This window comes from Acidithiobacillus sp., from assembly GCF_023256195.1.
Classification (GTDB): domain Bacteria; phylum Pseudomonadota; class Gammaproteobacteria; order Acidithiobacillales; family Acidithiobacillaceae; genus Acidithiobacillus_A.
The window spans coordinates 15442-38656 of the sequence record NZ_JAGDWX010000008.1 but is presented as its reverse complement, the minus strand read 5'-3'; the positions used below and the strand labels follow the sequence as shown (position 1 = coordinate 38656).

The 23215-nt window shown below is 63.3% G+C and carries 18 protein-coding genes; 11 read left to right on the top strand and 7 right to left on the bottom strand.

What is annotated here, in order from left to right:
* Both Q0C23_RS00815 and Q0C23_RS00810 read left to right on the top strand, forming a co-directional pair.
* Positions 1-594 (top strand): MgtC/SapB family protein (locus Q0C23_RS00815; protein WP_291510479.1); only part of this gene is annotated, 594 nt, incomplete at its 5' end.
* 200 nt (positions 595-794) lie between these two features.
* On the top strand, positions 795-2054 hold the full coding sequence (locus Q0C23_RS00810; RefSeq protein ID WP_291510478.1) for an NRAMP family divalent metal transporter: 1260 nt from the start codon (positions 795-797) through the stop codon (positions 2052-2054).
* A 21-nt stretch (positions 2055-2075) separates the two neighbouring features.
* Here Q0C23_RS00810 and Q0C23_RS00805 read toward each other — a convergent pair whose 3' ends face one another.
* From Q0C23_RS00805 to Q0C23_RS00780, 6 genes are read right to left on the bottom strand one after another with little or no spacing between them, the layout of a single operon-like run.
* Positions 2076-2993 carry a CorA family divalent cation transporter gene (locus tag Q0C23_RS00805; protein WP_291510477.1) on the bottom strand — a complete coding sequence of 306 codons (918 nt, stop codon included), beginning with the start codon at positions 2991-2993 and terminating at the stop codon, positions 2076-2078.
* A gap of 10 nt (positions 2994-3003) precedes the next feature.
* A complete protein-coding gene (locus Q0C23_RS00800) occupies positions 3004-3945 on the bottom strand; it encodes a CorA family divalent cation transporter (protein ID WP_291510476.1) in 942 nt (313 codons plus the stop codon).
* An 11-nt stretch (positions 3946-3956) separates the two neighbouring features.
* Positions 3957-4904, bottom strand: coding sequence for a magnesium transporter CorA family protein (locus Q0C23_RS00795; protein ID WP_291510475.1), 948 nt, complete (start codon positions 4902-4904; stop codon positions 3957-3959).
* A 25-nt stretch (positions 4905-4929) separates the two neighbouring features.
* Positions 4930-5862: a magnesium transporter CorA family protein gene (locus tag Q0C23_RS00790; protein ID WP_291510474.1), complete on the bottom strand. Its 933-nt coding sequence runs from the start codon at positions 5860-5862 to the stop codon at positions 4930-4932.
* A gap of 18 nt (positions 5863-5880) precedes the next feature.
* The gene (locus tag Q0C23_RS00785; RefSeq protein ID WP_291510473.1) at positions 5881-6816 is read right to left on the bottom strand and encodes a magnesium transporter CorA family protein; all 936 of its coding nucleotides are present in this window, start codon (positions 6814-6816) and stop codon (positions 5881-5883) included.
* Positions 6813-7937 carry a carbohydrate porin gene (locus Q0C23_RS00780; RefSeq protein WP_291510472.1) on the bottom strand — a complete coding sequence of 375 codons (1125 nt, stop codon included), beginning with the start codon at positions 7935-7937 and terminating at the stop codon, positions 6813-6815. The genes Q0C23_RS00785 and Q0C23_RS00780 overlap by 4 nt, the downstream gene beginning before the upstream one ends.
* A 515-nt stretch (positions 7938-8452) precedes the next feature.
* On the opposite strand from Q0C23_RS00780, the gene Q0C23_RS00775 reads away from it, so the two are divergent.
* From Q0C23_RS00775 to Q0C23_RS00735, 9 genes are all read left to right on the top strand, one after another.
* The gene (locus Q0C23_RS00775; RefSeq protein WP_291510471.1) at positions 8453-9376 is read left to right on the top strand and encodes a bifunctional enoyl-CoA hydratase/phosphate acetyltransferase; all 924 of its coding nucleotides are present in this window, start codon (positions 8453-8455) and stop codon (positions 9374-9376) included.
* Positions 9369-10337 (top strand): 1-phosphofructokinase family hexose kinase, encoded by a 969-nt coding sequence (locus Q0C23_RS00770; RefSeq protein ID WP_291510470.1) that lies wholly within the window; start codon positions 9369-9371, stop codon positions 10335-10337. Before Q0C23_RS00775 ends, Q0C23_RS00770 begins: the two co-directional genes overlap by 8 nt.
* A 43-nt stretch (positions 10338-10380) precedes the next feature.
* Entirely contained in the window at positions 10381-11784 is a 1404-nt protein-coding gene (locus tag Q0C23_RS00765; protein ID WP_291510469.1) for an FAD-dependent oxidoreductase, read from the top strand.
* Positions 11771-12694 carry an aldolase gene (locus Q0C23_RS00760; RefSeq protein WP_291510468.1) on the top strand — a complete coding sequence of 308 codons (924 nt, stop codon included), beginning with the start codon at positions 11771-11773 and terminating at the stop codon, positions 12692-12694. The genes Q0C23_RS00765 and Q0C23_RS00760 overlap by 14 nt, the downstream gene beginning before the upstream one ends.
* Positions 12694-14205 carry a pyruvate kinase gene (pyk, locus tag Q0C23_RS00755; RefSeq protein WP_291510483.1) on the top strand — a complete coding sequence of 504 codons (1512 nt, stop codon included), beginning with the start codon at positions 12694-12696 and terminating at the stop codon, positions 14203-14205. The genes Q0C23_RS00760 and pyk overlap by 1 nt, the downstream gene beginning before the upstream one ends.
* Positions 14189-15487 carry a phosphopyruvate hydratase gene (gene eno / locus Q0C23_RS00750; RefSeq protein WP_291510467.1) on the top strand — a complete coding sequence of 433 codons (1299 nt, stop codon included), beginning with the start codon at positions 14189-14191 and terminating at the stop codon, positions 15485-15487. Before pyk ends, eno begins: the two co-directional genes overlap by 17 nt.
* Before the next feature lie 15 nt (positions 15488-15502).
* A complete protein-coding gene (gene glgP, locus Q0C23_RS00745; RefSeq protein WP_291510466.1) occupies positions 15503-18028 on the top strand; it encodes an alpha-glucan family phosphorylase in 2526 nt (841 codons plus the stop codon).
* Between the two features lie 69 nt (positions 18029-18097).
* Positions 18098-20065 carry an acetate--CoA ligase gene (acs, locus tag Q0C23_RS00740; protein WP_291510465.1) on the top strand — a complete coding sequence of 656 codons (1968 nt, stop codon included), beginning with the start codon at positions 18098-18100 and terminating at the stop codon, positions 20063-20065.
* A gap of 27 nt (positions 20066-20092) precedes the next feature.
* On the top strand, positions 20093-21538 hold the full coding sequence (locus Q0C23_RS00735; RefSeq protein ID WP_291510464.1) for a chloride channel protein: 1446 nt from the start codon (positions 20093-20095) through the stop codon (positions 21536-21538).
* Between the two features lie 133 nt (positions 21539-21671).
* On the opposite strand, the gene guaA is transcribed toward Q0C23_RS00735, so the two are convergent.
* On the bottom strand, positions 21672-23213 hold the full coding sequence (gene guaA, locus Q0C23_RS00730; protein WP_291510463.1) for a glutamine-hydrolyzing GMP synthase: 1542 nt from the start codon (positions 23211-23213) through the stop codon (positions 21672-21674).
* Between the last annotated feature and the right edge of the window lie 2 nt (positions 23214-23215).

Sequence of the window (23215 nt, the reverse complement as noted above, 5' to 3'; positions counted from 1 at the left end):
TTGCGCACCAACACTCTGGTAGCCGTTGGCGCTGCCATATTCGTGAATTTGGGTTGGCGAATCGGTGGCGATCCGGAGCTTGCGCGCATCGTCGCTTATGTCATCTCAGGCATCGGCTTCCTGGGCGCGGGCACCATCATGAAGGAGGGGGTGAATGTGCGCGGCCTGAATACTGCCGCCACCATCTGGGGTTCGGCGGCGGTGGGTGCCTGCGCTGGCTCGGGGCAATGGGCGCCGGCCATCATCGCCGCAGCTTTCGTCCTTGCGGCCAATACTCTTTTGCGCCCCGTCGCCAACCAGATCAATCGTCTACCCACGGGTGACAGTACCGAAACCACAGCCACGGTCTTTCTTATCGTTCGCCGGGGTCTGGAGGGCGGTATCCAGGAGCAAGCCTCGGACATCCTGGATGCCGCGGGCTACCCGGTGCGCGAATTCAGCATGCGCCCCTTCGGTTCGGTGGAGACGGAAATGCGGGCCACCCTGCTGCCCAGCCACATTTCGGAAGAGGAACTGGATCGAGCCATCCATGCCCTGGAGCAGATCCCCGGCGTGCAGCAGATTTTCTGGAATCAGAATCCTGGCGGCGGATGATTCAGTCACCTTGCGGTCCCTATCTCGCGGCGGCCTTCCCACCCTTCCATGCCCGGTGTATCCCATGTGCGGAGGAAAGGCATGCGCTGCCCGTCGACCCGGCAGGTATCTCCACCAGAATCCGGGTGGTCGCGGCTTGACAGCGCACGCTCATTCGTTAATCATTCGCATTCTCATCTGACTCATTCGAGCCCCAGCCCATGGTTCTTGCCGCCAAACACCCCACAAGCTCCCTGCCCCGTCGGCACTGGAAAACCTTTCTGGCCGTGCTCGGTCCAGGTCTTGTGGTCATGCTCGCCGATACCGACGTCGGCAGCATCATCACAGCGGCGCAGAGCGGGGCCCAGTGGGGATATCGGCTATTGCTGCTGCAGTTCATCCTCATGCCGATCTTGTTCATCGTCCAGGAACTGACGGTACGTCTGGGCATTTTCACGGGAAAGGGTCACGGAGAATTGATCCGGGAGCGTTTCGGCGGCGGCTGGGCCTATCTTTCCGTGGCTGGGCTGAGCATCGCCACCACCGGTGCACTGCTCACGGAGTTCTCGGGTATGGCCGGCGTCAGCGAGCTCTACGGTTTACCGCGAGGCGTGGGCATTGCCCTGGCAGCAGCGGCGCTGCTGCTCATCGTGTGGACCGGCTCCTACCGACGGGTGGAGCGCATCGCGCTCATCCTGGGTCTCTTTGAACTGGTCTTCTTCGCTATTGCCATCGTCAGCCATCCCAATCTCGGCCAGATGGGGCGGGATTTCCTCGAGATCCCGGTAGGCAATCGCCATTATATGATGTTGGTGGCAGCCAACATCGGTGCCGTGATCATGCCCTGGATGGTCTTCTACCAACAGTCGGCCGTCGCCGATAAGGGTCTGCAGCCGGAACAGTATCGAGAGGCGCGCTGGGACACCGCTTTTGGCGCCATCGTCACCCAGTCCATCATGGCCGCGGTGCTCGTGGCCGTTGCCGCCACCATCGCCCTGCGCAATCCCAACGCTCCCCTCAATACCGTGCAGCAACTATCGGAGGCCATCGTTCCTTTCCTGGGCAGCACCTGGGGCTATTTGATCTTTTCCGTAGGCATTGTGGGCGCCGGCATGGTGGCGGCCATCGTCGCCTCTCTGGCCGGTGCCTGGGGCTGGGGTGAGGTAACGGGGTTTCGCCATTCGCTGGAGTATCATCCGCGTGAGGCGCCTTGGTTCTACGGGACCTACACCTTCATCGTCCTTGCGGGTGCCCTGGCCGTTGCCCTGATCCCCAATCTGGTCGCCCTGGATATTGCCGTGGAGGTGATGAACGCGCTGCTGCTGCCTCTGGTGCTGGGTTTTCTGGTGGCTCTGGCCATCCACGCCCTGCCGCCCGAGCACCGCTTGCGGGGCTGGTACCTCTGGCTGGTAGTCGGGGTCAGCCTTCTCACCGCGGGCCTCGGCGTCTACGGCGGCATTACCAGCGTTCCCGGCTGGTGAAGGCGCTGCAGCTCAGCTCGCTCAGCCGAGGGTGAGCCATCCCTTGCGATAAAAAACCCAGGCGGTGACGGCCTCTACCACCAGCAGGAAGCCCACATCCAGGGGGAAACCCCAGGGCGAGGTCCGAAAGGCGCCCAACGGGACGTTCATGGAGGCCGAATCGCAGACGATGATGGGGATGGACGCCAGGATGATCAAGGCCGCCATGAATTTGAAGATGTGGTTGACGTTGTTGTGGATGATGTAGGTATAGGCATCCATGATCTCGTTGAGGGTCTGCTGCTCCAGATCCACCTGCTCCCGCGCCTGACGGATCTCGATGCGGGCATCCGTGAACTCCTCCATGAAGCTCGGTGAATCCTTGGGCATACGTTCGCGCATCTCGTCGATGACGTATTCCAGCTGCAGCAGCCCCATATCCAGCTGCAACAGACGGTCGTTGATTTCCAGCGCCCGATAGATGACGTGGTGGCGCTGAGCCACCTTGAGCTCCGCCTCGATGCTCTCTGTCTCCTTGGCCACGTCCCTGGCCATGTGCACGTAGCGCAGCGCGATCTCCTTGGCGATGCGTAGAATCAGCTCCCAACGGCGGATGGGCGCTTCGGGGCGGATAATGGTGTCGAGAAAGCCCAGAGGTTCCGCGCTCAGGGTCACGAAATAGTGAGGCACCAGAAAGATATTGAGAGGGACGAGGTGAAAATCCACCTGCCCCGCCTTGGCCTGATGGGTCGGCACCAACATCTGAAAGGTCAAAAAACCGGAGTCCTCCACCACGGGGCGCACCGGTCCGCCCTGGAGACGGCGACGGAGGAAACTTTCTTCCGCCTGGATGGTGGTGGCGGCCTGGCTGAGCTCCATGGGCGAGGGTGCCGCGATTTTCATCCAGTCGCGCGCCCGATCGTTGCCCGTCAGAAAAGCATTGCGAATGATCTGCAGCATATCCCCCTCCTCAAAGGTGAAAAAAACCGCGCTTGCGTCCCCACTGGAAAAAGAACCAGCCCGAGGTACCGAAGCTGTAGAGCAGGAGCACATACCAGGCGTAGTGGAAGTGCTGCATGGGCAAGACGGTGTTCATGTGAAAGGGCATGATCAAGGCTATGGGTACCATGAGAAAGGCCAGGTAGGCGGTCATGACCTTCATGATGGTGTGGGCGTTGTTCTGGATGATGCCGGCGTAGGCGTTGGTCACGCCAAGATAACGATCCCAGATCAGGGTCAGAATCTCCTCGATGCGCCTTTGCTCGTCGTAGATCTCGTCGATACGATTGCGCAGGGGGTCATCGTCGTCCAATTCGGCGCGCAGACTGCGCAGGGTGAGGCCGAGATCGCGAATGGATACCACGAGCTCGCCAAGGCGACGGTTCAGGACCACGATGCGACGCATCTCTCGGTTATTGAGTGAGCTACGCAGGGCACTGCGCAGTTCGCGTAGTTCCGCGACGATGCGCTGGGTCGCACTCTCGTGGCTGTAGATGGCCGTCAGCAGAATGCGCTGCAGGATTTTGTCCTGGGGCGCATGGGGATCCAGTTCGAGGCTGTCGCGAACGATGCGCCGCCAGTGCTGCTGCGGGGCTACCAGAATCAGATGGTCTCGCGCCCAGATCAGGCGCGCCTGCAGCAGCTCCTCCTCGCTGCGCCGCAGTTCCGGCTCGCGCCGCGGAACGACGACATTGAGGCGCAATGCCAGCACACCATTGGCATCCAAGACCAGGCGCGGTATCTGCCGTGGCGCTTGTGCCGGCAAGGCCAGTTGCGGCAGCTGAGCGCCGAGGGCGGCGTCCAGGGCGGCGACCATGCCGGTGTCGGCAGGCTCGAGCAGATAGATGCCCGGGCCCGCGTAGTGGTCGACATCCAGCCAGCCTTGATCGTTCTTGAAGAACCACGCGCTCATGACCGTCCTCCTCAGATCCAGTCGTGCCGACGGAAGTAGACGTAGATCGCCGCCGCGATGAGGAAACCGCCGCCCACCAGGGTGGGAGTGATGTACCGCCAGTGTTGCCAGGGCAAAGGGACGTTCATGCCATAGAGACTCGTGGACATCAGCGATACCGCCAATACCACCGTCCAGGCCGTGAGTTTCTTGACGCGATTGGCGATGTTGTTCTGCAGCACACCCACATAGGCGTCCAGCAGATCCGTCAGGGTAGCGGCATAGAGCTCCGCCATTTCCCGCGCCTGCTGCAGATCCACGAGGGCGTCGGCAACGTCCTCGAGATCCTCCTTGTCGTCGAGGAAGACGGGCATTTGCAGGAGCCGCTGCAGCACACCGATGTTGCCGCGCAGGGCGGCGGCAAAATGCGTCAGGGTATTCTGCAGGGACACCATGCGGTAGAAATCGTCGTTGTTCTGCGATGCGCGCAGATCGTGTTCCACCGCGTCCATTTCCTTCTTTACCTGGCGCAGCGAGCGCAGGTATTCCTGTGCCATGGCCTGCAGCAGCTCTGCCAGCGCCTCGCGCAGGCGGATGCGCCGGGCCCGCTTGCCGAGCCGGGCCCGCAGCTGCTCGAGAAAGCCGAAGGCTTGGGTCTCGATGGTCACCAGTTGCCACTTTTGCAGGAGGATGCCCAGCGGCACCGTTACCCAGGAAGGGCCAGGCTGCTCGGCCGAAAGCAGCGGTACGCGCAGCAGGATGATGGTGGTCTCACCCTCCCGGTGCAGGCTGGGGCGTTCGTGTCGATCCAGGGCGTCGCCCAGGAAACCGGGATCTACCCCCAACTGCCGACCGAGCGAAGGAAGCTCCGCCGGTTCCATCTGCGGGATGCTGAGCCAACGCCGTTCCTTGCCTTGCGGATCGGGGCTGAGCGGAATTTCGGCGCCGGCGCCGAGGCCTTCGAGCATTGCTTCTTTCATATATCGCGCTCCAGAATGGCTTCACTCACAACCATTGACTGCGACGCAGGGCCAGATAGAGCAGCCCCGATGCCACGAATGAGCCGCCCATGAGTACCGGCCAGGCATAAGGCCAGTCGTGCAGCGGCAGGGGTGTGTTCATGGCCATGATGGAAATCACGGCGATGGGAACGGTGATGACCACGGTCCAGGCCGTGACGACGCGGATGGCGACGGTGATATTGTTCTGCAAGGTGCCGGCAAAGGCGTCCATGGCGTTGGTGGTGGTGCTGGTCATGAGTTCGGCGGTATCCCGAGCCTGACGCAGATCCTCCAAGGCATCGCGCAATTGCTCCTGTTCCTCGGCATTGCCCTGCCAGCGCGGCGAGTGCAGCAAGCGCTCGCCCGTGGCTAGATTGCCGCGCAGTGCCGCTGTCAGATAGATCAGGCTCTTCTGCAGGGAGAGCAGGCGAAAGAACTCGGCATTGCTCTGGGAGCGACGCAGTTGCTCCTTGGCGACTTCCAATTGTGCCTCCAGGCGATCGATGGCGCCCAGGAAATCATGCGCGAGCTCCGTGAAGAATCGCGCGAGAAAGGCTTCCCGCTGCAGGCTACGGGCGCCCTCCCCGCACAGCTCCCGGTGCAGACGATCCCACAGCGGCAGGGGCTTGGCGCTGATGGTGACGACCCCCGCCGGACGTAAGAGGATTCCCAGAGGAACCGTGTCCATGAAAAGCGGGGCCGTGGCCTCCTCGTGCGTCCATGGCGCCTGGAGCAGCAGCAGGATCTGCTCGCCCTCACGATCGATGTGGGGAATCTCATCGGGGTCCAGACATTGGCGCAGGAATGCTTCACTCAGGCCCATCTCGCTGGCCGTGGCGGCGAGCGCGGCATCGTCGGCCACGGTCCGGTGCTGCCAAGTGGCGCAGGGGTCGGCGCTGCCGCTGCGGCTGACGACGAGTTTGAGGGATTCCGACATACGAGTTCCTCCCGTGGTTCAGATCCAGCGGAGACGGTAGCGGAAGACGGCCGCCATGAGACCGGACAGGCTGAAGCTGCCGATCACAATGACCCAGAAAATCCAGGGCTTGTCCTGCAAGGGAATGGGCGGATTGACACCGTAGAGTGTAGCCAACAAGGCCGGGATGTAGAGGACCAACGCCAAAGTCGTCAGCACCTTCAGGCCATGGTTGATATTGTTCTGCACCATACCACCGTAAGCGTCCATGGTGCTGTTCATGGTGCGCGAGAGCACCTCGGCACGCTCGTGTACGGCCTGCAGGTCGGCCACCAGGAGATTCAGACGACGCTTTTCATCTTTTTCCCAGGCCAACTGGCGGTGGCGCGACAGCTTGAAAACGACGGCCACGTTCCCCGCCAGGGCGGCGTGCATCTGCAGGGCCGCCTTGCCCACCTCCAGCAAGCGGAACATATCGTCGTTGCTCTGGGTGCTGTCCAGCAGCTCCTCCAGCCGCACCATGCGCTGGACCAGATCGTCCAGGGCCTGCTCGTAAATTTCGGTGATAGCCTGGACGATACGCAGCAGGTTGCGCCGTTGTGCCCCTGCGGACGCTGTATCCTTGCCCGCCGTGGCAAAAAGCTCGTGGAGGAAGGTCCATTGTACGGTGCTGATGGTCACCAGAGTCTCCCCTTGCAGGACGAAACCCAGGGGGCGGAGTAGCCAGCCATCGTCGTCGTCACGGCGGACCGGGACCGGCAGGATTCCCAGAAGGTGGTCATCCTCCCGCTGCAGGCGAGGATTCTCGTCAGGGTCCAGGATGTCGAAGAGAAAATCCTCATCCACGTCCAGCTCGGCCGCAAGCTTCTGGAGGCTGGCAGCATCGGGCTGGTAGAGCCAGATCCAGCCCGCCGCCATAAGACGCTGCGGACCGATGGGAAGGGCTTGTGGCGTATCCTTCAGCACGGTGCTCATAAGGCCACTCCTTGGCTTTTGACCAATGAAACCAGGTCGATGTCCAGCCGTAGGATACCCACCAGAGCGGTGGGCAGTTTGCCACCGGGGTGGACGATCACCTGCATGTCCGGCTGCAGGGTCACCCCTGGGCCGATCGCGAAGATACCGGTGAGTTCGTAGTTGGTTTCGGCGTGGGGCAAACCACGCAGGCTCACCCGGGAAAAACCCGCGGAGAGCACGTCCTCGGGACGGCCCGGAAACCAGTGCTTCAGACGTAGACCTCCACCCGCGTACCAGGGTACGGCATTGACCGATTTGGGCGCACCACCGCCCACCAGAAAGGCACCCCAGTCGAGACCGAGGGCGTGGAAGCGGTACTCCGTCGCGCCAAAGAAGCCGCTGGTCTGCGGTCCGAGCTGGGCCGCCAATGCCGCGGTCTGGCGGTTGCGAAAGGCACCCAGCTTGACGGTATAGTCCCCGGCCCCGAGTGTGCCGGCCTGGGTATATTGCAACAGCATCAGCGCACCGTGAGTGAGGGGCCGACGGTAGGGGTGCATGGCATCGGCACCGAACACCCCAGCCTCCAGCAGGTGGTGATCGCCGCCGATGGCCACCATGGCGCCGAGGCTTGAAAAGGGATAGGTGCTGGAGCCCGGCAGGTTGCTGCTCCAAACCGGAAAGATGCCATAGGACGGGCAGAGCAGATAGCTGGCCGTGTCGACCGTGTCGAAATAATCGTTGGCATTGAGCAGCCCCACGCGGGCGGTGAACGAACCCAGGCTCTGTCGGTAATAGAGCTTGTACAGGCGACTGATGTTGTAATCGGTGGTGAGATTGCTCACCCCCTGCGCGTCGCCCACATAGAGCTGGTCGGGCTGGCCCGTGTCCACGGCCAGATAACGGGCGACGACCTTGCCGCCGGGATAAGCGCCGGCGACCTCACTGTCCCAATCGAAACCGCCCTCGAAATAGGCCGTTCCCGTGCCGCCGCGCGCAAGCCCACCGGCAAAGTTGCCGACGAATTCGCCCTCGAAGTGCGCATGGGGGGTAAATGCCCCCCAGAAGCTCGCTGCCGCGGCTGCCGGTGACAGCGTGGCGTAGAACAGAACCCAGCTCAGTACCCAACCGTACCCGCGCATCGTGCCTCCTCACGCCCCCATCGGCATGCGCGGTCGCGAGCCGCCGATGGGGCTACATAACGTTGACCAAAGGAACCGCGGCCGCAAATGCGACCACTACCGGTTCCGGTTCCGGATCAGGATCCACCGACATTCTCTCCACACGCTGCATAGCTCACGTCCAAGTTCCGGCCAACCGAAACGGACACAAGTTCGTGCAGCGAACGATCAAACTGCGATAACAGGAAGTAAAGGCGACCACCCGAGGACCGGGTGACCGAGGCAAAGGCTGCCGAAGGACACCCAGTCAGATGATGAGCGCTGAACCAGGGCTACTGTCCAAGTTCGGTAGAACCTCCCGCCAATTTAGGTGGCCAGAACCTAACATGCGGCCGGGGCGCTGTCAAACCTCAGAGCACCTGTCCGTGCTGTCCGCACCGAGCTTGAACGGACCCGCAGAGCTGGCGTCGTCCTGGCGAGACCCCGGGGGCTTGCCTACACTGACAGTGACCCCGTGCGCCTCCGAGGAGAGGAAGATGGCTTTTGCTCATTTCGAAGAACTACTGCAACGTGTGGAGCCGTTGGGTGCCATTCCCGTAGCCGTGGTGGATGCCGGCGAAGAGTTTGTTCTGCGCGGCGCCTGTGAGGCCAAGTCCCGCAACATCATCGATCCGATCCTCATCGGCGACGGCGAGCAGATCCGCAGTCTCTTGCGCGCCCTGGGCGCGGACTCCGGGCAGTGCCCGAGCTTTCGGATCATCCACTGTGACAGCGCCGACGCCTCCGCAGAAAAAGGCGTGGATCTCGCGCTCCAGGGCGAAGCCGTAGCGCTGATGAAAGGGCATATCCACAGCGACGCCTTTCTCCACCCCATCTTGGCCAAACTGCGCGGCCCGGGTCGCCTCTCCCACATCTTTGTCTGTGAGTTGCAGTCCTATCACAAGCTTCTGCTCATCACCGACGCCGCCATCAATATCACGCCCGATCTGATGACCAAGGCCGCGATCATCGATAACGCCGCGGCCATCGCCCGTATTCTGGAGGTAGAGACGCCCAAAGTGGCGGCCCTGTCGGCTGTGGAAGTGGTGAACCCCGCCATTCCATCGACGGTGGACGCGGCTTGTCTTGCCAAAATGGCCGATCGCGGCCAGATAGCAGGTGTCCTCGTGGACGGTCCGCTGGCCTTCGACAATGCCATATCGGCGGAATCGGCGCGTATCAAGGGGATTCGCAGTTCGGTGTCCGGCGACGTCGATATCCTGCTGGTGCCTGACCTCGTCTCCGGCAATATCCTGGCCAAGGATCTGGAGTATCTGGGCGGCGCCACGCTAGGCGGTATCGTCTACGGCGCGAGGGTGCCCATCATACTCACCTCGCGCGCCGACCCGGCCCGAGCCCGTCTGGTCTCCGCTGCCTTGGCGGCCTTGGTGCATCACTCCCAGGAATCGGACCATGCCTGAGACTACCGGCACCGACGGCCACTGCCAGCCCATCGCCACCCTGACCCTCAATCCGGCGGTGGATATCGCTTATGAGGTGGATCGGCTGGTGGCCGATCAGAAAACCCACGCCCGAGTCACTCGCTACGATCCCGGCGGCAACGGTATCAATGTGGCGCGGGCGCTCAAGGAACTCATGGTCTGTGCACACAGCTGCTGTATCGTGGCGGGTAATGTGGGCGCACTGCTGCAGCGTCTGCTGCAGCATCACCTGGACGACCCACACTGTATCGATGTGGAGGGAGAAACGCGCATCAATGCCACCATCCTCCAATCCGAACCGGCGGTGCAGTACGAAGTGACGGGTATCGGGCCACGGGTATCGTCGCTGGCCCTGGCCGCCATCCGCGAGCGCTTTCTCGGCCTGTGCAAGGACGGCTTCGGGGTACTAACGGGTTCGGTGCCACCCGGAGTGGAAGAACACATCTATGCCGATCTTCTACGGCAGATTCGCGCCCAGGGCGGCTTTGGTGTGGTCGATGCCCATGGCCCGCTCCTGCACCTGGCCATAGCCGAGCGACCCTTTCTCATCAAACCCAACCGTTACGAACTGGGGCTCCTCTGCGGACGTGAGTTGCCGCGCTTGGAAGACGTGGCGCAGGAAGGCCGGAGACTGCAGCGCCAGGGCGTGGAGTATGTCTGCGTGTCCCTGGGTGGTGACGGCGCGCTTCTGGTGGGTCCTACGGGGAGCTTCTATGCCCGCGCTCCGGCCATTACCGTGCGCTCGACGGTAGGCTCCGGCGATTCCATGGTCGCGGGGCTGGTCGCCGCCTTTGCCCGCGGCCAGCGACCGGAAGAGGCCTTGCGCCTCGCCGTTGCCTGCGGCTCGGGCACCGCAACACAACCGGGCACGGCCCTATTTTCCTACAACGCGCTGAACGAACTTCTGCGCCAGACAGAGGTCACGCTTCTGGATATCTGAATCCGTCTATACTGAGAACACGCTTGGGTCACGAGGGTAGATCATGGACAGCAGCAAGACCGATATTCTCATCATCGGCGGGGGTCCCGCGGGGATGATGACGGGCATCACCGCAGCCCAGTTCTGGCCCCACAAGGAAGTCACCGTGCTGCGCCCGGAAACGGATGCGGTCATCCCCTGCGGCATCCCGTATATTTTTGGCACCCTGGGCGGCACCGAGGAAGACATGGCCGGTCGCGCGCCCCTGCTCGCGGCCGGCGGCAAGCTCGTCCACGGCTTCGTCCAGAGTGTCGATCGGGACCGGCGGCAGGCCCAGCTTCAGGATGGCCGCAGCATTACCTGGGAACGCCTGGTGCTGGCCACCGGCGGAGAAAACTTCATCCCTCCCATTCCGGGCACCGATCTCCAGGGTGTTTTCACGATCCGCAAGGACTACGACTACCTCGACCAGCTCTTCAGTCAGGTCATCCCCGACGTCCATCGTCTTGCCATCATCGGCGGCGGTTTCATCGGCGTGGAATTCGCCGACGAGATTCGCAAACGCGGAATCGAGGTGCACATCGTGGAGATGCTCCCCCACCTCATGCAGGCAGCCTTTGACCTCGATGCCTGCGAGGCCGTGGAAAAACAGCTGCGCAACCACGGTGTGCACATCCACACCGGGGCTCGGGTGGAAGCTTTGCTCGCAGGGCCGGACGGGCAGCGGGTGGGACAGGTGCAGATCTCGGGCCAGGAGCCTCTGGCGGTGGATGCCGTACTCATTGCCATCGGCGTGCGTCCGAATGTCGCCCTGGCCAAGGACATGGGGCTGACCCTGAGTCGCTCCGGCGGCGTGTGGGTCGATGCCTTCCAGCGCAGTCGGGAAGACCCGGCCATCTTTGCCGTGGGCGATTGCGCTCACAAGCAGGACTATTTCACCCGCAAGGCCAACCACGCCATGATTGCCTCGCAGGCCGCCGCCGAAGGCCGTATTGCTGGGATGAACCTCTATGGCCTGCGCGAGCTGCGCTACAACGCCGGCTCCGTCAGCATCTATGCCAGTGAGATCGACGGTCTGGCCTTTGGCGTGGCGGGGCTGACGCAGGCGCAGGCAAGTGCCGAAGGCTTTCCCATTCTGGTGGGCGAGGCACGCATGCCGGACCACCATCCGGCGGCCATGCCCGACACCACCGAGGTCTACTGTCGCCTCATATTCTCCGCCAACACCCTGCAGCTACTGGGCGCGCAGGTGCTGGGTGGCGCTACCACCGGCGAGCTCCTCAACACCATGGGCCTTGCCATCCAGATGCATGCGACGGCACCGGACCTGGCCAGCATGCAGTTCGGCAGCCAACCGCGCCTGACCCCCTCTCTGCATCCCATGGTGGCGGCAACGGGCGATGCCTTGCGCCGGCACTATGCCCATCAACATCCCTGCCTTCCTGGAGATTCCCATGCATCCCAGTAAACCCTCTGCCCCGGCGGGCATTTCCGCCGAGAGCGCCAAACGCTGGCAAGCCCACTACGAACGTGTCACCCAAGGGAGTGGTCGACTGTTCCTCATGGCCGGTGACCAGAAGGTGGAGCACCTCAACGACGACTTCGTCGGCGGCCATGTTGCTAGCGACGATGCCGATCCGGAGCACCTCTTCCGCATTGCCAGCGCCGCCCCTGTGGGCTGTTTTGCAACACAAATGGGTCTGCTCGCGCGCTATGGCACCGACTATCCGGAGGTGCCCTACCTCATCAAGCTCAACAGCAAGACCCACCTGCTCAAAGGCCCCGAGCACGATCCTCTGAGCAGGCAATGGCAGACCATGGATCAGGTTGCCGACTTCATCCGCTACTCCGGCCTGGACGTGGTGGGGGTGGGCTACACCATCTACCCGGGCTCGCGCCACGAGCCGCAGATGCTGGCAGAGGCGGCGCGGCTCGTCACCGATGCCCACGCCTTGGGCCTGCTCGCCGTCATCTGGGCCTATCCCCGGGGCCAGGCGGTGGGCGACCGCGAGCACGATCCGCACCTCACCGCCGGCGCTACGGGGCTCGCTGCCTGTCTGGGCGCCGATTTCGTCAAGATCAACCCACCTCGCGACAGCCAGGGCGTGCAGGATCCCAGACTGTTGGGTGAGGCGGTGGCTGCGGCGGGACGCACCCAGGTCGTCTGTGCCGGCGGTGCCGAGACCTCCGCCGAGGAGTTTCTCACGCGCCTGTATGGGCAGATCCACGACGGCAACACCGCCGGCTGTGCGACGGGGCGCAACGTCCACCAGCGCAGTCAGCCCGAGGCCGTGGCCTTCTGCAAAGCCATCCACGCCATCGTCGTCGGCAATCAGGACGTGGACAGTGCGGTGAAGCTGCTGGTTCACTCCGCGTGATGCGCTGGGCCGGCTGTCGCAGCAAGATCGTCTGCACCATCGGTCCCGCCTCGGACAAGGAGTCGACTTTGCGCAAGATGATCCAGGCAGGCATGCGGGTGGCGCGGATCAATCTCGCCCACGGCACGACGGATGAACATGGGGCGCGTATCCAACGCATTCGTCGGGCTGCAGCCGCCGAGTCCTGTCGCCTGGCCATCCTCGCCGATCTGCCTGGTCCCAAGATCCGGATCGGCGTGCTGCCCGAACCCATGCGCCTGAAGCGCGGCGATCGGGTCCTGCTGGCGCCACCTGAGCTTCGTTTGGACAACGGCGACGACCGTGACGCCGCCACCACCGCCCAAGGAGCAGGCAGCGGCGCCCCGCTGCACGTCCCCCTCGAGTTGCCGCCGCTGGCACGCCCATTGCGTCGCGGCGACAGCGTATTTCTCAGCGACGGCTTCATCGTTCTAACGGTAGAGTCGGCACAGAACGGATATTGGCTCTGCCGGGTACAGAATGGTGGTGTGCTGCTGTCGCACAAGGGGGTCAATCTTCCCGCCGTGCATCTGCAAGATGGCGCCTTCACTCCCCACGATCGCGACCTGGCGGCCTTTGCTCTGGCGGCCGGGGTGGATGCCCTGAGCCTTTCCTTCGTGGAAAAGCGGGAGGATATCGACGCCGCGCGCAGCTATTGTCGGCAACTGGGGCACGATCCCTTCATCGTTGCCAAGATCGAGCGGGAGCGGGCCTGCCGGCACATCGACGAGATTCTCGAGGCCGCCGACGCCATCATGGTAGCGCGGGGGGATCTTGGGGTGGAGACGCCCATCGAAGGTATCGCCATCCTGCAGAAGCGCCTCATCCGCAAAGCCCGTGCCCGCGGCAAGCCGGTGATCACGGCAACGCAGATGCTGGAATCCATGGTGCAGCAACCCCGTCCCACCCGCGCCGAAGCCACCGATGTCGCCAATGCCATCCTCGACGGCACCGACGCAGTCATGCTCTCCGAGGAGTCGGCCATGGGCGATCACCCGGTACTCGCCGTACGCATGCTGGCACGCATCGCCCAGGCCGTGGAGGATACTCGGGCGCTCTATGGCTCGGGGGACCGCGAAGATTTGCCCACGGCGCCGGAGGTGGAGTCGGTGATCGCCCTACAGGCCGCCAATTCGGCGCGAGCCTTGAAACCTCTGTGCATCGTCACGCCGACGGAATCGGGGGCAAGCGCCCGTCGCGTCGCCCGCTACCGTCTGCGGCCCTGGGTCATCGCTCTCAGTCCACACGAAAAAGTCTGCCAGGAGCTGGCCTTCAGCTACGGCGTCCACGCGGTGCACATGCCTTCCCCCAGCGGCGGCTGGGAGCGGGCGGCACGCAGCTGGCTGCAGCAGCAGGGCAAGACCCGGGGGCGCATGCTGCTCACCCAGGGACCCAGTCGGGGGCATCCGGGCGGCACCAATCGTCTGGAGATCATCGACCTCGAATCCACCGCACTAGATCTACCCGGAGCTCCTCATGAACGCCTTGATTGAAGATATCGTTGCCAGAGAAATTCTGGACTCCCGCGGGAACCCTACCGTAGAGGTGGAGGTGTATCTCAGCGATGGCAGCCACGCCCGCGCAAGCGTCCCCTCCGGGGCCTCCACCGGCAGTCGCGAGGCCCTGGAGCTGCGCGATGGCGACGCCAAACGCTATGGCGGCAAAGGCGTACGCCAGGCCATCCAGCACATCGAGGAGCGCATCGCCGCGGATCTGGAAGATCTGGATGCCCGTGAACAGCGCACCATCGACGACATCCTCATCCGCTTGGATGGCACCGACAACAAGAGTCGACTGGGGGCCAATGCCATGCTTGCGGTATCCATGGCCTGCGCCCGCGCCGCCGCTGAAGCAGCGGATCTGCCTCTGTATGCCTATCTGGGAGGCCCAGCGGCCACCCGACTGCCGGTGCCCTGCTTCAATGTGCTCAACGGTGGCGTGCACGCACACGGACAAGGTGCCGATTTTCAGGAGTACATGCTCATTCCCTTCGCCGCCGACAGCTTCCGCGAGGCCCTGCGCTGGGGGGCCGAAATCTATCACGCCCTGCAGCAGGTGCTGCTGGATAGGCATCTCACCGTCGGTGTGGGCGACGAGGGCGGCTTTGCGCCCACGGTACAGTCCAACCGGGAGCCCCTGGACCTCCTCCTGGAAGCCATCCGAATGGCCGGTTTCGAACCGGGGCGGGACTGCGCCATCGCCATCGATTGTGCGTCTTCCGAGTTCTATCGCGACGGAAGCTATCACCTGCGCTGCGAACATCGGGTTCTCAGCAGCGAGCAGATGATCGCAGAGCACGAGGACCTGCTGCGGCACTATCCCATCCTGCTCCTCGAGGATGGACTCGCTCAGGACGACTGGTCGCATTGGAAGGAACTCAACGCGCGTTTGGGATCCCGGATCGAGATCGTGGGCGACGATATCTTCTGCACCAATCCCAAGATCATTGCCCGCGCCATCCACGAAGATATTGCCAATGCGGCCCTGATCAAGCTCAACCAGATCGGCACCGTCAGCGAAACCCTGGAGGCGGCACGCCTGGCCCAGTTCCACGGCTGGGGTGCCTTCGTGTCGCATCGCTCCGGTGAGACCTGCGACGATTTCATTGCCGATCTCGCCGTCGCCCTGGACAGCGGCCACCTCAAGGCGGGCGCACCCTGTCGTGGCGAACGACTGGCCAAGTACAATCAACTGCTGCGCATTGAGGAAGATCTGGGTACGGCCGCCACCTTTGCGGGGGCGGGCGGTTTTCGCCGGCCACTGACGAGCCACTGACGAGCCGAGGTATCCATGAGCATCGCCCCCTGCTATCTCTTGCCGCAGTTGCCGGAATCCCTGGCCGGTCTTGCCGAACTGGCACTGGACCTGCGCTGGTCCTGGAGCTATGCCGCCGATGTGGTCTGGCAAAAAGTGGCTCCGGAGCTGTGGACACGTACGCGTAATCCCTGGCTGATCCTGCAGAACATCTCTGGCGAGACCTTGCAGAACCTGGCCCAGGATCCTGCTTTTCTGGCGCTGCTGGAAGGATATCTGCAGCGCCACCGCGAAGAGCTGACGGCCCCCAGCTGGTTTGATCAGAAATATCCCAGGGCCCCGTTCCAGAAGGTCGCCTATTTCAGCATGGAATTCGGACTTTCCGAGGCCCTGCCCATCTACTCCGGTGGGCTCGGCATCCTTGCCGGGGACTGCCTGAAAACCGCGAGCGACTTGGGTGTACCCATGGTGGGTATCGGCATGCTCTGGCAACAGGGCTATTTTCGTCAGAGTCTCGACGACTGTGGCCAGCAGTTGGAACTGTATCCCTACAACGATCCGACCCAACTGCCGGTGACGCCCGTGCGCGATGCCGATGGCGAGTGGTTGCGTCTGGATCTGCCCTTCCCCGGTCGGCGCGTGATCCTGCGGGCCTGGCAGGCCCAGGTAGGACGAGTGACCCTGTATCTGCTGGACAGCAACGATCCCCTCAACAGTCCGGCAGACCGCGGCATCACCGCCGAGCTCTACGGCGGCGGCGCCGAGATGCGCCTGGAGCAGGAGATCTGTCTGGGTGTGGGCGGCTGGTTTCTGTTACGTCGGCTCGGGATACAGCCGGAGATCTGCCACCTCAACGAAGGGCACGCGGCCTTTGCCATCCTCGCCCGCGCCTACAGTCATATGCACGATCACGGCACCGATTTTCGTTGCGCCCTGAACGCCACTCGCGCCGGCAATGTCTTCACCACCCACACCCCGGTGGCCGCAGGATTCGACCGTTTTGCTCCAGAACTGCTGGCGCGCTACGTGGAGGGTGCGCCGGAGGCCTTTGGTATCGATCTCCAGACCATCCTGGCGCTGGGACGGGAGCAGCCTGAGGATCCGCACGAGCCCTTCAACATGGCCTGGCTCGCCATTCGCGGCAGCATTCTGGTGAACGGAGTCAGCGCCCTGCACGGCGCCGTGAGCCGTCGCCTTTTTCAACCGCTGTTCCCTCGCTGGCCGGAGGCGGAGGTGCCCGTGACCCACGTTACCAACGGGGTGCACGTGCCCTCTTGGGATTCCGCGGAGGCAGATGCCCTATGGACCCGGCAATGCGGCAAGAACCGTTGGCGCGGTGATCTGGGCGACCTGCCGGAGCGTTTCCAGCAAGCCTCGGATGCCGAGCTGTGGCAGCTGCGCAGCGTCGCCCGTCAGCGGGTGATCCACTTTGCCCGCGAAGCCCTGCAACGGCAGTTGGCGGCCGCCCACCGGCCTGCCGAAGAGTATCAGGCGGCGCGTACCGCCTTGGATCCCAATACCTTGACCCTGGGCTTCGCCCGCCGCTTTACCGCCTACAAGCGCCCCAATCTTCTGCTGACGGATCCCGATCGCCTGTATCGCATCCTGCGCAATCCCCGCTATCCCGTGCAGCTCCTCATCGCAGGCAAGGCCCACCCCCGCGATGGCGCCGGTAAAGCCATGATTCAGGAGTGGACCCGCTTTCTGCGCCAGCACCCGGACCTCTTCGGCCGGGTCATTTTCATTGCCGACTACGACATGCTGGTGGCCGGCCACCTGGTTCAGGGTGTGGATCTGTGGATCAATACCCCGCGTCGCCCCTGGGAGGCCAGCGGTACCAGCGGCATGAAGGTACTGGTCAACGGCGGGCTCAACCTGTCGGAACTGGACGGTTGGTGGGCCGAGGCCTACACGCCGGAGGTGGGCTGGGCCCTGGGAGATCGCAACGAACACGACAGCGATCCGGAATGGGACCGACGCGAGGCCGAGGAGCTTTACCGCCTTCTGGAAGAGGAGATCGTTCCGCTCTTTTACCACGGGCGTGACGACAGCGGCTGCCCCTGTGGCTGGGTCGCGCGCATGCGCCAAAGCATGGCCCAGCTCTCGCCCCGTTTCAGCAGTAACCGCATGCTGCAGGAATACGTCGAGAGGCTCTATCTGCCCGCCGCGGAATACCTCAAGACGCGCCAGGCGCGGGATCGGACGGAGAGCATCTGCCGCTGGCAAGACCAGATCGCCGCCCATTGGCAAGGTCTACGTTTTGGTGAGCTGCACTACCAGTCTCGGGATGGTGTCCACCACTTTCAGGTGCACATCTACTTGGACGATCTGGAGGCCGATTCCATCGAGGTGCAGCTCTTTGCCAATGGCGATGGCACCGCCGATCCGGAAATCCACGCCATGGAACGGGGCGAAGCGCTGACCGGCGCCATCAACAGTTTCACCTATTTCTGCGATGTGACAAGTCGGCGTCCCGCCGAGGACTACACGCCCCGAATCATCCCCAGGCACCCTCTGGTGCGCGTGCCGCTGGAGAATCAGCAGATACTCTGGTACCGATGAGGTGCGGGGAATGGCGGCTTTTTGTAATATGACCCCTTGCACATCCGATACCATCGCCAGGGAGCCGACATGTCCTCTTCATCCATCGATTCTCACCTCCTCGAAAATCGAACCTTTCCGGTCCCGGCGGAATTCGCCGCTCAAGCCAACATCGACGAGGCGCGCTTTGCGGCCCTGAAGCGAGAGGCGGAGCAGGACCGCGAAGGCTTCTGGATGCGGCTTGCGCGGGAGCACCTGCATTGGTCGACCCCCTTTTCACAGGGCCTGGACGACTCCGAGGCGCCCTTCTATCGCTGGTTTGCCGATGGCACACTGAATGTCAGCGCCAACTGCCTGGACGTGCACCTGCACGGCCCGCAGCGGCACAAGGCCGCCCTGATCTTTGAAGGCGAAAAGGGCGAGATCCGCACCCTTACCTATGCCCAGCTCCACCGTGCCGTATCGGTCTTTGCCAACACCCTGAAACATCAGGGCGTGCGCGCCGGCGATCGCGTCGCCATCTACATGCCCATGGTGCCCGAGACCGTCGTCGCCATGCTCGCCTGCGCCCGTATCGGCGCCATCCACAGCGTCGTCTTCGGCGGTTTTTCTGCCGAAGCGCTCAAGGATCGGCTCGAGGATACCGGCGCTGTACTCCTTATCACCGCCGACGGCGCCTGGCGCGGCGGCAAGCTCGTTCCCCTCAAGCGTCACGCCGATCAGGCCCTGCTGCGGGAGCACGAACACCAGGTCCGCCGGGTCATCGTCCTGACGCGCACCGGCGAGGACGTGGACATGCAGGACGGCCGCGACATCCGCTGGGAGGACGCCATCGCGGATCAGTCGGCAGACTGCCCTGCCGAACCCTTTCCGGCAGAGCAAACCCTCTTCATCCTCTATACCTCCGGCAGCACGGGCAAACCCAAGGGCATCGTCCACTCCAGCGCCGGCTACCTGCTCTGGGCCAAACTGACGACGCTCTGGAGTTTCGATCTCAAGCCCGAGGACGTCTACTGGTGTACCGCCGATGTGGGCTGGATCACGGGTCATAGCTACGTGGTCTATGGGCCCCTCGCCTGCGGTGCCACGGTTTTCCTCTACGAGGGAGCGCCCATGTATCCCCGCCCCGACCGCTTCTGGGAAATGATTGCTCGACACGGCATCAGCGTGCTCTACACCGCCCCTACAGCAGTACGCGCCTTCATGAAGATGGGCGATGAGTGGCCGGCCCGCCACGATCTGTCCAGCCTGCGTCTGCTGGGCAGCGTCGGCGAGCCCCTGAACCCGGAGGCCTGGGTCTGGTATCGAGAGAAAATCGGCGGCGGCCGCTGTCCCATTGCCGATACCTGGTGGCAGACGGAAACGGGCGGGCACATGATCGTGCCACTCCCCGGCGTCACCGCCAACAAACCCGGCTCGTGCGCTCTACCCCTGCCGGGTATTTCGGCGCGCATCGTCGACGAGCAGGGCAACGAGATCCAGACTCCGGATCAAGGCGGATATCTGGTCATCGACCAGCCCTGGCCCGGCATGCTCCGCGGCGTCTGGGGCAATCCCGAACGTTATCGCAGCGCCTATTGGCAGAAGTTTGGCGAACGCTACTACATCGCCGGCGACAGTGCCCGCCGCGATGCCGATGGCTATTTCTGGGTCATGGGCCGCATCGACGATGTCCTCAATGTCTCTGGCCACCGTCTGGGTACGGCCGAGATCGAGTCGGCGCTCGTGGCCCATCCGGCCGTCGCCGAGGCGGCCGTGGTGGGGATACCCCACGATATCAAGGGCGAGGCCGTCTGCGCCTTCGTCATCCTCAAGCACCAACACGCGGGCGACGACCGCGATGAACTGGGATCTGCGCTGCGCGCCCAAGTGACGGAGCTCATCGGCCCCATCGCCCGCCCGGACGACATCCATTTCATCGATGCGCTACCGAAGACCCGCTCCGGCAAGATCATGCGCCGCATTCTACGCGCCATCGCCCGGGGCGAGGAAATTACCCAGGACATCAGCACACTGGAGGACGAGAGCGGCATCGATACGCTGCGCTCCAGCCAGTAGGATCCCCGAGATGGTACTCGCTCGGCGATGGCTCGTACTCGCGCTCTGTCCATGATACCCGGAAGGATGCGCGCCTTGGCAGGGACGGGCTCCGGCGATCCATCCACCGAGCTTCGCCTCACCCCAGGGCTCCTCGTCCTCGCTCTGCTCGTGGGAGTGCTTGCAGGAGCGGGTGCCGTCGCCTTCACCTACCTCATCGCTCTGGTCCACAACCTGAGCTTCTACGGCAGACTCTCGTGGCACTGGAGCAATACACGCTTTGGTCCGCCATCGCCATGGGGCTGGGGAATCGTGCTGGTTCCGGCACTCGGCGCATTGTTGGTGGGTCGAGTCATCGGTCGCTCCGAACCGGCGGCCGTGGGCGGCGGTGTAACGGAGGTTCTTGAGGAGATCTTCGGTCACCAATCCCGGATCCGTCCACGCCTTGCCTTCTGGCGCCCTCTGGCGACGGCCATTACCCTGGGCACGGGCGGTTCGGCGGGAGACGAAGGCCCCGCCATGCAGTTTGGCGCTGCGATGGCCTCGGTGCTGGGTCGGCGTGCAGATTTTTCGCAGCATCGAACACTCCTCATGGCCTGCGGATCCGGTGCCGGAATTGGTGCCATGTTTCACGCGCCCATTGGTGCCTGGCTACTGGTTCTGGAGCTCTTGCTGTGGCCATGGCGGCTGCGGGCGGCTTTGGTCACGCTCATGGCGGTGGCGGCTGGAAGCTGGTGTGCAGCGTCTCTCGACGGTAGCGCCCCTCTACTGGTGTCTCCCCATACCCCGCTGGCCTCCTGGCCCCACTGGGTACCCATCGCGTTGTTGGTAGGCGCCCTTGCCGGTGCCACGGCCTTGCTCTTCATCCACAGCATCGCTTGGGTCGAACGGCTTATCCGGGCGCTCACCCCTCGAGCCTGGCAAGGTCACGTGCTGGCCATGCTGCTGCTGGGCGTGATTCTCATCACGACCTACCACTGGAGCGGCCACTACTATCTGGTGGCAGGGAGCTATGCCGGCTCCTCGGCTTTACTGCAGGGACAGATACACGGTGTCGTGCTGCTATGTACCCTACTGATCCTGAAGATCGCCGCTACTGCCCTCACCTTGGGCAGCGGCGGATCGGGCGGGATTTTTTCTCCCGCGCTTTTCGTCGGCGCGGCTTTGGGTAGCCTGGTGGCAACGCTGGTCCAGATCTTGGACCCTAGCCTACACCTCGGTGCACTCGCTTCTCTCTGCGCCATGGCGGGGCTGATAGCGGCGACATCTGGCGGAACCCTGAGCGCTGCTGCGATGGTACTGGAGATCACCGGCAACTTTGGCCTGGTACTGCCTACCCTGCTTGCCGCCACCTCCGCCTATCTGCTGCGGCGGCATTTTCTGACCGACAGCTATTTTACTTTGCCCTTGACACGCGCTGGCCAGGGGATACCCGAGAACTTATATCAACGATACCTGACGGAGAAACCGTGCGCCGTAGTGGATAAGCGATAATCTTTTCGCAGGCGAACGGATTTGCGCGTGCGTGGTAAAGTTCCGAAGACGAAAGCAGTTCTTGATGTTGACCGAGCTCGTAATCGTCAGGACACCTTCACGGAGCACACTTCGCGGTGACGGCGCTGGCTGATCACTCCCACTCGATGGTCGCTGGCGGTTTGCTGGAGATATCGTAGACCACCCGGTTGACGCCCGAGACCTCGTTGATGATGCGGGTGGACATACGGGCGAGGAGTTCGTGTGGCAAGTGCGCCCAGTCGGCGGTCATGCCGTCGCTGGACTCGACCGCGCGGATGGCGATGGTTTCTTCGTAGGTGCGGCTGTCCCCCATCACGCCCACGCTGCGCACGGGCAGCAGCACGGCAAAGGCCTGCCACACGCGGTCATAGTACCCGGCCTCGCGGATCTCTTCCTGAACGATGCGATCGGCGCGGCGCAGAACATCGAGTCGGGGCGCGGTGACCTCACCCAGGCAGCGGATGGCAAGCCCTGGCCCGGGAAAGGGCTGACGCCGGATGATTTCCTCGGGCATGCCGAGCTCGCGTCCCAGCTCGCGGACTTCGTCCTTGAAGAGCTCACGCAGGGGTTCTACCAGTTGCAGACGCATACGCTCCGGCAGACCGCCGACATTGTGGTGGGATTTGATGGTGGCACTGGGGCCTTTGAATGAGACGGACTCGATCACATCGGGATAGAGCGTGCCCTGTACCAGAAAATCCGCGCCACCCAGGGCCTTGGCTTCCTCATCGAAAACCTCGATGAAGAGATTGCCGATGATCTTGCGTTTACGTTCCGGATCGGTGACGCCCGCCAAAGCCTCGAGGAAACGCTCTCGCGCATCCACCACCTGCAAGGGGATGTGAAAGTATTGGCGAAAGACCTGACTGACCTGCTCCACCTCACCAAAACGCAGCAGACCGTTGTCCACAAAGATACAGTGCAGCTGTTCTCCCACGGCACGGTGCACCAGTATCGAAGCCACGGCGGAATCCACCCCCCCGGAAAGAGCAGAGATGACCCGCCCACTTCCTACTTGGGCTCGCACGGCGGCGATGGCCGTCTCAGAGTAGGAATGCATGGTCCACTGGCCGCTGCAATGGCAGACGCCACGAACAAAATCCGTCAACATCTGCGCGCCAGAAGGGGTGTGGACCACCTCCAGGTGAAACTGCACGCCATAAAGTTGGCGGCGCCGGTCGGCAATGGCGGCCAAGGGCGATCCGGGGCTGCGACCGATGGCCTCGAAGCCCTCAGGCAGGGCTTCGATACGGTCGCCGTGACTCATCCACACGTCCTCGCTGCCACCGGCGACCAGAGACTGAAACGGACCCACGGCGTGCAGGATCTCCAGGCGGGCGCGCCCATACTCCCGATGCTCGGCCTTGCCCACCCGACCGCCCAAGAGGTGGGTCATGAGCTGTAAGCCGTAGCAAATGCCCAGCACCGGTACGCCCATGTCAAAAAGCTCCGCATCCACCTGTGGTGCATCGGGCTCCGCCACAGAGCTCGGCCCACCGGAGAGAACGATGCCGCTGGGCTGCCAGGCCCGAATGGCCGCCAGGCTCAGGTTATAGGGATGAATCTCACAGTATACCTGGGCCTCGCGAATGCGCCGGGCGATGAGTTGGGTGAACTGAGAGCCAAAATCCAGGATCAGGATACGTTCAGACATGC